Origin of the sequence: Streptomyces sp. NPDC042638, assembly GCF_040647235.1 — a bacterium.
GTDB lineage: Bacteria > Actinomycetota > Actinomycetes > Streptomycetales > Streptomycetaceae > Streptomyces > Streptomyces rameus.
On the sequence record NZ_JBEZBT010000040.1, the window covers coordinates 68,961 to 78,199 of the forward strand.

Consider the following 9,239-nt stretch of genomic DNA (forward strand, 5'->3'; position numbering starts at 1 on the left):
CCCCTCTCCCGGAGACGCGGCCCCCTTTTTCGATCCCTCCCCCTCCGGGCCGCGAGGGGCGTCGGACCCGGAGGGGGCGGGATGTTGCGGTACCGGCGGACGGACAGCGGAGGGTGTCCGTCAGATCCCGTCGCCTCTCGCCCGGCGATGCAGGAGCCAGGTACCGCCCGCGGCGGCGACGGCCAGCGCCGTCACACCCGCCGCGGTCTGCACGGGGTCGGGACCGAGTCCGCCGCCGACCCCCGTCTTCACGCTTCCCCGCGGCTGCACCTGCTCGTGCACCGCGTTCAGTGCCACCACCAGGTCGCCCGAGACCTGCCGGTCCCCCTCGGCGCACTTGGCGACGATCTCGTACGTGCCGGGCTGCGCGCTCGGCGGGACCTGGAACTGGCCGATCGCCTCGCCCTGGTGCGTGCTGGGCGCCAGGGTGAAGGTGCCGGCGCCGACCGCGCCCGCGTCCCCGGTCGCGGAGCCCGGGTCCCCGCACGCGGCCGTGTTCACCGTGACCTGGCTGCCGGGCGTCACGGTGGACGGGTACACGTCCAGGCGGCCGGTCTGAGCGCTCCGGAGGTGAGCCGCCGTGTGGACCGCGTCCACGGCGGCCTCGGCGGGTGCCGCGGCGGCCACGGCGAGCGCGGTACCGGCCAGCAGACGGGCAGTGCGTCGCATGGTGCTCCCCAGAGCTTGTCCGACTCGTCCAGGGGTGCGCCCCTGCCCTACCGAGATAAGTGGCTCCGCGACCGGTTCGCTTCCTGAGGGAGCGTCAGGGATACGGCGAACGGGTGCCGGCCCCGCCCCCCGCACGGGCTAGCCCGCGTGACGTTCCGGCAGGTCATCGGCGGGTGAGGAGAAGAGAGGAGGCTGCGGTACGAAAAGCACACGAATGGAGCGGTCGCGCCGGTGAACGGGTGACGGAGCGTCAGCCGGTCGTCGTGACCGCCGGATCCCGGGCCGGGTCGGCGGACGTGCCGGGTGCCGCCCGTGCGGCGGGCCGGCGTGGGTACAGAATCGTTCCCGTGTTCGCCGAGGATCCCCGCCCGCTGCCCTTCTTCGTCTACGGCACACTCCGCCCCGGCGAGGTGAACCACGACCTGTTCCTGCGCGGCCGCACCCTCGCCGAGGAACCGGGACGCCTCACCGGCGCCGTGCTGTACGACGGCCCCGGCTACCCCTACGCCGTCGAGGAACCCGGCGGGACCGTGCGCGGCGAGCTGGTGACCGCCCGGCCGGAGGCGTACGCGGAGCTGCTCGCCGCCCTGGACCGGCTGGAGGAGTACGTGCCGGGCGACCCCCGCAACCTCTACGAGCGCACCGCCCGCGACGTCGTACGCACCGCCGGCGACACCGTCCGGGCCTGGGTCTACCTGGCCGCCCCGGGCGTCGCCGCCCGGCTGCGCGAGGCCGGGACCCGCATCGCGGGCGGCGACTGGCTCTCGCGCCGCTGACCCGGCCCAGCGGGGTCATCCCCTCGGGCACCTCGATGCCGGACTCCTCCGCCACCAGGCGCCGCGCCTCCGTCTCGTCCGTGGTCCGGCCGCCGGGACACGCCCGGCCCCCGCACGCCCGCGAACGCCGCGAGGCCGGACCTCACCGCCCGGCGGCCAGCGCCCGCGCCACCCCGGGCTCCTTCGGTCCCAGGAACCGCGGGGCCGGCCGGAACACCGCGTCCAGCGCCGCCTTGCCCGCCGCGAACACCTCGCGGGTGCCGCCGTAGTACCAGGTCACGTCATGCTTGTCCACGACCCCGACGCCGTAGGAGTCCACCCCCGCGGCCTCGCACAGCGCCACCGCCCGCCGGATGTGGAAAGCCTGGCTGATCAGCACCGCCCGGTCCACCCCGAAGATCTTCTTGGCCCGGACGCAGGAGTCCCAGGTGTCGAACCCGGCGTAGTCGCTGACGATCCGCGTGTCCGGCACCCCGTGCCGGGCCAGGTACGCGCGCATGGCGGAGGGCTCGTCGTAGTCCTCGCGGCTGTTGTCCCCGGTGACCAGCACGACCTCGATCCGCCCCGCCCGGTACAGCTCGGCCGCCGTGGCCAGCCGGCGCGCGAGGTACGGCGACGGCTTGTCCCGCGCCCACAGCCCGGCCCCGAACACCACCGCCACCTTGGTGCGCGGCACGTCGGCCGTCGTCCGCAGCCGGTCCGCCGTCGACACGTACAGCCACGTCATCGGCAGCAGAGCCAGCACACATACGGCCATCACGGCCCGCACCAGCCGCCGCTGCCCGGCACGGGTCCGCGGCAGCCGCACCCGACGGATCCCCATACGCCCCCCAAGTGTTTGGCTTTCAGGTGTTCGGTCCCCGAGTGTTCGGTCCCCGAGTGTTCGGTCCCCAGCCAAGGAGGACGCGGGCGACGGCGGTCCGGTTCGCCTCACATCGCGCATCCGTACGGCGTGAACCCGCGGAAAACATCCGTGACGGCCGCGTGACGGCCGCGCAACGTCTCCCGGTCAGGATATGCCTCCATGACGGCGTCGATCCCACCCGGCCCCGGCGGCCGGCCCATCACCCCGATCGGCCGCCGCCCGGCCCCGCCCGCCCTCGTCCTGGTCGCCCACGGCAGCCGCGACCCCCGGGCGCTCGCCACCGTAGAGGCCCTCATGGGGCGGGTACGCCGGCTGCGACCCGCCCTCCCCGTCCACCTGGGCCACATCGAGCTGAACGAGCCCCTGCTCCCCGACACCCTGGCCGCCCTCGGCGACACCCCCGCCGTCCTCGTCCCGCTCCTCCTCGGCCGCGGTCACCACGTCGGACAGGATATTCCCCGGATGGCCGCGGCGGCCTCCGCCCCCACCCGCACGGCCGCGCCACTCGGCCCGCACCCGCTGCTCGCCGAGGCCCTGCACGCCCGGCTGCTGGAGGCCGGCTGGCCCCCGGCCGCGGACGACGCGTTCCGCCGGTCGAGCGCGGTCGTCCTCGCCGCCGCCGGCTCCCGCGACCCCGGCTCGGCCACCGACACCCGCCGCACCGCCGGCCTCCTGGCCGGCCGCCTGGGCGTCCCGGTGATCCCCGCGTACGCCTCGGCGGCGGCCCCGGCCGTCCCCGCGGCGGTGCGCGCGCTGACGGCACGCGGCCGGCACCGGGTGGCGATCGCGTCGTACCTCACGGCACCGGGCCGCTTCGCGACGCGGTGCGCGGCGGCGGGGTCCTGGATCGTCTCCGCTCCGCTGGGAGCCCACGAGGCGATGGCCCGCCTGGTCCTGCACCGCTACCACGAGAGCCTCGCGGCACCGTGGACGTCGGCCGCCTGAGAAGCGCGGTGCCGACCGGACACCCGGCTTTCCTCGAATGTCACCGCCTGCCCGTACTGTCGAATCATGGAAGGCACCGCACACTCCACGGCATCCACGGCACGAACGGCATCCACGGCACAGACGGCGTCCACGGGATACGGCCCGCGGTCGGTCGAACGCTGGGCTCCCGAGCCGGACAAACGCCCGGGCCGCACCGCCTTCCAGCGTGACCGCGCCCGCATCCTGCACTCCGGCGCCCTGCGCCGCCTCGCGGGCAAGACACAGGTCGTCACCCCGGGCACCCGCAGCCGCGCCTGGGACGCCAGCCCCCGCACCCGGCTCACCCACTCCCTGGAGTGCGCCCAGGTCGGCCGGGAGCTGGGCGCGGCCCTCGGGTGCGACCCCGACCTGGTGGAGGCGGCCTGCCTCGCCCACGACCTCGGCCACCCGCCCTTCGGCCACAACGGCGAGACCGCGCTGAACGAGTTCGCCGACGACTGCGGCGGCTTCGAGGGCAACGCCCAGTCCCTCCGGCTCCTCACCCGCATCGAGCCCAAGCGCTTCACCGAGGACGGCTCCGTCGGCCTCAACCTCACCCGCGCCACCCTCGACGCCGCCACCAAGTACCCCTGGCCACGCGGCGGCCACCCGACCGACCCGGCCTCGCGGAAGTTCGGTGTGTACGACGACGACCGCCCGGTGTTCGACTGGGCCCGGGCCGACGCGCCCGGCACCCGCACCTGTTTCGAGGCGCAGGTGATGGACTGGTCGGACGACGTCGCGTACTCGGTGCACGACGTCGAGGACGGCCTGCACGCCGGCCACATCGACCCCAACTGCCTGCACGCCGAGCCCGAACGGCAGGGCGTCTTCCAGGTCGCCATCGGCCGTTACGTCGCCGCGGACACCGACCCGGCGGAGCTGGCCGCGGCCCTGGACCGGCTCCAGGACGAGGAGTGGTGGCCGCACGGGTACGACGGCACGGCCGTCGCCCAGGCCCGCCTGAAGGACGCCACCAGCCAGCTCATCGGCCGGTTCTGCCTGGCCGCCGAGTCCGCCACGCGCGCCGCGTACGGCACGGACCGCCTCACCCGCTACGGCGCCGAACTCGTCGTACCCCGCGAGACCCGCATGGAGTGCGCGGTGCTCAAGGCGGTCGCGGACCGGTACGTGATGCAGCGGGCCGAGCAGGAGCGGCTGCGCGCCGACCAGCGGGTGGTCGTCGCGGAGCTGGCCGAGGCGCTGACCGCCCGCGCGCCCGACGGCCTCGACCCCCAGTTCCGGGCGCTGTTCGACGCGGCGGGCGACGACCGGGCGCGCAAGCGGGTGATCGTCGACCAGATCGCCTCCCTGACCGACGTCTCCGCCCGCTCGCTGCACGCCAGACTGACGGGGCATATGTGAGAGGAACGTGACCCGCCGTGGCCTGAACGGGTCACCCCCTCTTCCCGCAGCACGCCGTGTGCGGGACGCTCGCATGTGGCGGCACCCTTACGAGGAGGCATCTAGTGGTCGACGCGGATCAGACATTCGTCATCGTCGGAGGCGGTCTCGCCGGCGCGAAGGCGGCGGAGACGCTCCGGGCGGAGGGCTTCAGCGGACGGGTGATACTGATCTGCGACGAACGCGACCACCCGTACGAGCGCCCGCCGCTGTCCAAGGGCTACCTGCTCGGCAAGGAGGAGCGCGACAGCGTCTTCGTGCACGAGCCCGCCTGGTACGCGCGCAACGACATCGAGCTGCACCTCGGCCAGACCGTGGACCGCGTGGACCGCACCGCCAAGACGGTCCGCTTCGGTGACGACGGCACCCTCGTCCGTTACGACAAGCTGCTGCTGGTCACCGGAGCCGAACCGCGCCGCCTCGACATCCCCGGCACCGACCTCGCCGGCGTCCACCACCTGCGCCGTCTCGCGCACGCCGAGCGCCTCAGGAACGTCCTGCAGCACCTCGGCCGGGACAACGGGCACCTCGTGATCGCCGGCGCCGGCTGGATCGGCCTGGAGGTCGCGGCGGCGGCCCGCGAGTACGGCGCCGAGGTCACGGTGATCCAGCCGGCGCCGACCCCGCTGTACGGCGTCCTCGGCCCCGAGCTGGGCAACGTCTTCGCCCAGCTGCACCGCGAGCACGGCGTCCGCTTCCACTTCGGCGCGCGGCTCACCGAGATCGTCGGCCAGGACGGCATGGTCCTCGCGGTCCGTACGGACGACGGGGAGGAGCACCCGGCGCACGACGTCCTCGCGGCCATCGGAGCGGCACCCCGGGTCGGGCTCGCCGAGGCGGCGGGGCTGGAGATCGCCGACCGCGCGCACGGCGGCGGCATCGTCGTCGACGAGCGGCTGCGCACCTCCGATCCCGACATCTACGCGGCCGGTGACGTCGCCTCCTTCCCGCTCGCCCTGTTCGACACCCGGCTGCGGGTCGAGCACTGGGCGAACGCGCTGAACGGCGGCCCCGCCGCGGCGCGCTCGATGCTGGGCCGGGAGACGGTCTACGACCGCGTGCCCTACTTCTTCACCGACCAGTACGACCTGGGCATGGAGTACAGCGGCTGGGCGCCGCCCGGGACGTACGACGAGGTGGTGATCCGGGGCGACGCGGGCAAGCGGGAGTTCATCGCGTTCTGGGTGAAGGAGGGACGCGTGCTGGCCGGGATGAACGTGAACGTGTGGGATGTCACAGAGCGGATCCAGAACCTCGTCCGCTCCCGGGCCCGGGTGAACGTCGAAGCGCTCTCCGACCCGCGCGTACCACTCGACAGTCTCCTCGCCTGACGCCTCCGAGCGCCCTCACCGCCACGGCGCCCCCGTAGAATTCACCCGTGGCAGGACGGATCAACGACGAGGACGTGAAGGCGGTACGGGACGCGGTCCCGATCGACGCCGTGGTCTCCGAGTACCTCCAGCTGCGTAACGCGGGCGGCGGAAACCTCAAGGGACTGTGCCCGTTCCACGACGAGAAGTCGCCGTCCTTCCAGGTCAGCCCGAGCAAGGGACTCTTCCACTGCTTCGGCTGCCAGGAGGGCGGCGACACCATCACCTTCGTGATGAAGGTGGACCACCTGTCCTTCTCGGAGGCGGTCGAGCGCCTCGCCGCCCAGGCCGGCATCACGCTGCGCTACGAGGAGGGCGGGTACAACCCGGCCCACCAGCGCGGTGAGCGCATCCGCCTGGTCGAGGCGCACAAGATCGCCGCGCAGTGGTACGCGGAGCAGCTCGCCACCGGCGCCGAGGCCGAGGCCGGCCGCGTCTTCCTCGCCGAGCGCGGCTTCGACCAGGCCGCCGCAGTCCACTTCGGCGTCGGTTACAGCCCCCAGGGCTGGGACCACCTCACCCGCTATCTGCGCGGCAAGGGCTTCACCGACAAGGAACTGCTCCTCTCCGGGCTCTCCCAGGAGGGCCGCCGCGGCCCCATCGACCGCTTCCGGGGCCGGCTGATGTGGCCCATCCGGGACATCGGCGGCGAGGTCGTCGGCTTCGGCGCCCGCAAGCTGTACGAGGCGGACAACGGCCCGAAGTACCTCAACACCCCCGACACGGCGATCTACCGCAAGAGCCAGGTGCTGTACGGCATCGACCTGGCGAAGAAGGAGATCGCCAAGTCCAGCCGGGCCGTCGTCGTCGAGGGGTACACCGACGTCATGGCCTGCCACCTGGCCGGGGTGACGACGGCCATCGCGACCTGCGGCACGGCCTTCGGAAGCGATCACATCAAGATCCTGCGCCGCCTGCTGATGGACAACGGCTCGGCCCGCGTGATCTTCACCTTCGACGGTGACGCGGCCGGGCAGAAGGCCGCCCTGCGCGCCTTCGAGGACGACCAGAAGTTCGCCGCCGAGACGTACATCGCGATCGCGCCCGACGGCATGGACCCGTGCGACCTGCGGCTGGCCAAGGGGGACGAGGCGGTCGCCGACCTCGTCGAACCCCGCACCCCGCTCTTCGAGTTCGCGCTCCGCCAGATCATGCGCCGCTACGACCTGGACACCCCGGCGGGCCGTGCCGCAGCCCTGGACGAGGCCGCGCCGATCGTCGCCCGGATCAAGAACAGCGGCGCCCAGCACGAGGTCGCCGTCGAACTGGCCGGCATGCTCGGCATCCTCGACACCCAGTTCGTGGTCCGGCGGGTGGCCCAGCTGGCCCGGTGGGCCCGGGACCGGGGCGGCAAGGGCGACCCGCAGCAGGGCCGCTCCCGCCCGCCCGGCCCGCAGTGGACCGAGGCGCCCCGCCAGGCCTCCGGCGGCCCGGCGCTGACCCTGCGCAACCCGGTCTTCGCCGCCGAGCGCGAACTGCTCAAGCTCGCCCTCCAACGCCCCGAACTGGTCTCCCCGGCCTTCGACGCCTACGGCGTGGACGAGTTCACCGCCCCGCCCTACGCCGCCGTACGGCAGGCCGTCGCGGAGGCGGGCGGCGCCGAGTACGGCCTGTCCGACCCGCAGGAGTACCTGGTCCGGGTGCGCGAGGCCGCGCCCGACGACACGGTCCGCGCGATGGTCACCGAGCTGGCCGTCGAACCGATCCTGCGCCGCACGGTGGACGAGACGTACGCCGGCACGGTCCTGGTGCAGATCCGCCGCCGGGCGGTGGAGCGCCGCATCCGCGACATCCAGTCCCAGCTGGCCCGCCTTGCCGCCGGCGGCGACCCCGCCCAGCTGGCCGCCGTACAGAACGAGCTGTGGGTCCTCCAGCAGTACGACCAGACACTGCGCGAACGGGGCGCGGAGGCGCTCTGACGCCCGGAGGGGTCCCAGGCCACGCTCCACCATGGCCTGCACGTGCCTCCCGCATAGTCCGACGCGCCGGATAACCAGCCCGTCACGGACCGGACGCAAAAAGTCACCGCACGCCCCTCGTGGCGGCGTTGTGTCGTACCCCACACTGAGGGCGGTGCCCGAGTCCTCGGAGCGCAGGCCGTCGACTCTCCGCTCCCGAACACCGCTGCAGCGCACACCTTCAGCAGCGATCACCTGGAGGTCGCCCCCGTGCAGACCCAGACCCTCACGCAGACCGACAGCAGCACCAGCGCCACCAGCACCACCGCCACCAACGTCACCGCCACCGCCACCGCCGCCGGCACCGGCGCCGAAGAGCCGGACGCGGAGGCGGACGTCCTCGCGGCCGTGCCCCCGCAGGGCCGGCCCGCCCAGCACCCGGAGACGGTGGCCGCGGAGCCCGCGGAACCGCCCGCCGAGGCGCTCGCGGACGAACCCGCGGAGATCGAGGAGGCCGCCGAGCCCGCCGAGGCGCCGGCCGCCGTCCGGGCCGACTCCGGGGGGCCCTCGGCCGACCTGTTCCGCCAGTACCTGCGCGAGATCGGCCGTATCCCCCTGCTCACCGCCGCCGAGGAGGTGGAACTCGCCCGCCGGGTGGAGGCCGGCCTGTTCGCGGAGGAGAAGCTGAGCAGCACCCCCGACCTGGACAGCCGGCTCGCGCTCGACCTGGACCGGCTCGTCGTCATGGGCCGGATGGCCAAGCGCCGGCTCATCGAGGCCAACCTGCGGCTCGTCGTCTCCGTCGCCAAGCGGTACGTCGGCCGCGGGCTGACCATGCTCGACCTGGTGCAGGAGGGCAACCTCGGGCTCATCCGGGCCGTGGAGAAGTTCGACTACGCCCGGGGCTACAAGTTCTCGACCTACGCGACCTGGTGGATCCGCCAGGCCATGTCCCGGGCGCTGGCCGACCAGGCCCGCACCATCAGGGTGCCGGTGCACGTGGTGGAGCTGATCAACCGCGTCGTCCGCGTCCAGCGGCGGATGCTCCAGGAGCGCGGCTGCGAGCCGACCGCGGACGAGGTCGCCGCCCACCTGGACCTGGCGCCCGAGCGGGTGGGCGAGGTGCTGCGTCTGGCCCAGGAACCGGTGTCGCTGCACGCCCCGGTCGGAGAGGAGGACGACGTCGCCCTCGGCGACCTCATCGAGGACGGCGACGCGGCGAGCCCGGTCGAATCGGCGGCGTTCCTGCTGCTGCGCGAGCACCTGGAGGCGGTGCTGTCCACACTGGGCG

8 protein-coding genes are annotated in these 9,239 nt (G+C 73.8%); 6 read left to right on the forward strand and 2 right to left on the reverse strand.

Annotated elements, in window-relative coordinates:
• Positions 1-120: 120 nt before the first annotated feature.
• Positions 121-669, reverse strand: coding sequence for a hypothetical protein (locus AB0B40_RS27255; protein WP_345057752.1), 549 nt, complete (start codon positions 667-669; stop codon positions 121-123).
• 347 nt (positions 670-1,016) lie between these two features.
• On the opposite strand from AB0B40_RS27255, the gene AB0B40_RS27260 reads away from it, so the two are divergent.
• Positions 1,017-1,445 carry a gamma-glutamylcyclotransferase family protein gene (locus AB0B40_RS27260; protein ID WP_345057749.1) on the forward strand — a complete coding sequence of 143 codons (429 nt, stop codon included), beginning with the start codon at positions 1,017-1,019 and terminating at the stop codon, positions 1,443-1,445.
• A gap of 142 nt (positions 1,446-1,587) precedes the next feature.
• On the opposite strand, the gene AB0B40_RS27265 is transcribed toward AB0B40_RS27260, so the two are convergent.
• A complete protein-coding gene (locus AB0B40_RS27265; RefSeq protein WP_345057746.1) occupies positions 1,588-2,268 on the reverse strand; it encodes an ElyC/SanA/YdcF family protein in 681 nt (226 codons plus the stop codon).
• A gap of 201 nt (positions 2,269-2,469) precedes the next feature.
• On the opposite strand from AB0B40_RS27265, the gene AB0B40_RS27270 reads away from it, so the two are divergent.
• From AB0B40_RS27270 to AB0B40_RS27290, 5 genes are all read left to right on the forward strand, one after another.
• Positions 2,470-3,255: a sirohydrochlorin chelatase gene (locus AB0B40_RS27270; protein ID WP_362266054.1), complete on the forward strand. Its 786-nt coding sequence runs from the start codon at positions 2,470-2,472 to the stop codon at positions 3,253-3,255.
• 66 nt (positions 3,256-3,321) lie between these two features.
• Positions 3,322-4,641, forward strand: a complete 1,320-nt coding sequence (locus tag AB0B40_RS27275) for a deoxyguanosinetriphosphate triphosphohydrolase (protein WP_345056166.1) — start codon at positions 3,322-3,324, stop codon at positions 4,639-4,641.
• A gap of 104 nt (positions 4,642-4,745) precedes the next feature.
• Positions 4,746-6,011, forward strand: coding sequence for an FAD-dependent oxidoreductase (locus AB0B40_RS27280; RefSeq protein ID WP_345056167.1), 1,266 nt, complete (start codon positions 4,746-4,748; stop codon positions 6,009-6,011).
• A 47-nt stretch (positions 6,012-6,058) separates the two neighbouring features.
• Positions 6,059-7,969: a DNA primase gene (dnaG, locus tag AB0B40_RS27285; RefSeq protein WP_362266056.1), complete on the forward strand. Its 1,911-nt coding sequence runs from the start codon at positions 6,059-6,061 to the stop codon at positions 7,967-7,969.
• A 234-nt stretch (positions 7,970-8,203) separates the two neighbouring features.
• A partial coding sequence (locus tag AB0B40_RS27290; protein ID WP_362266062.1) for a sigma-70 family RNA polymerase sigma factor occupies positions 8,204-9,239 on the forward strand: 1,036 nt, incomplete at its 3' end.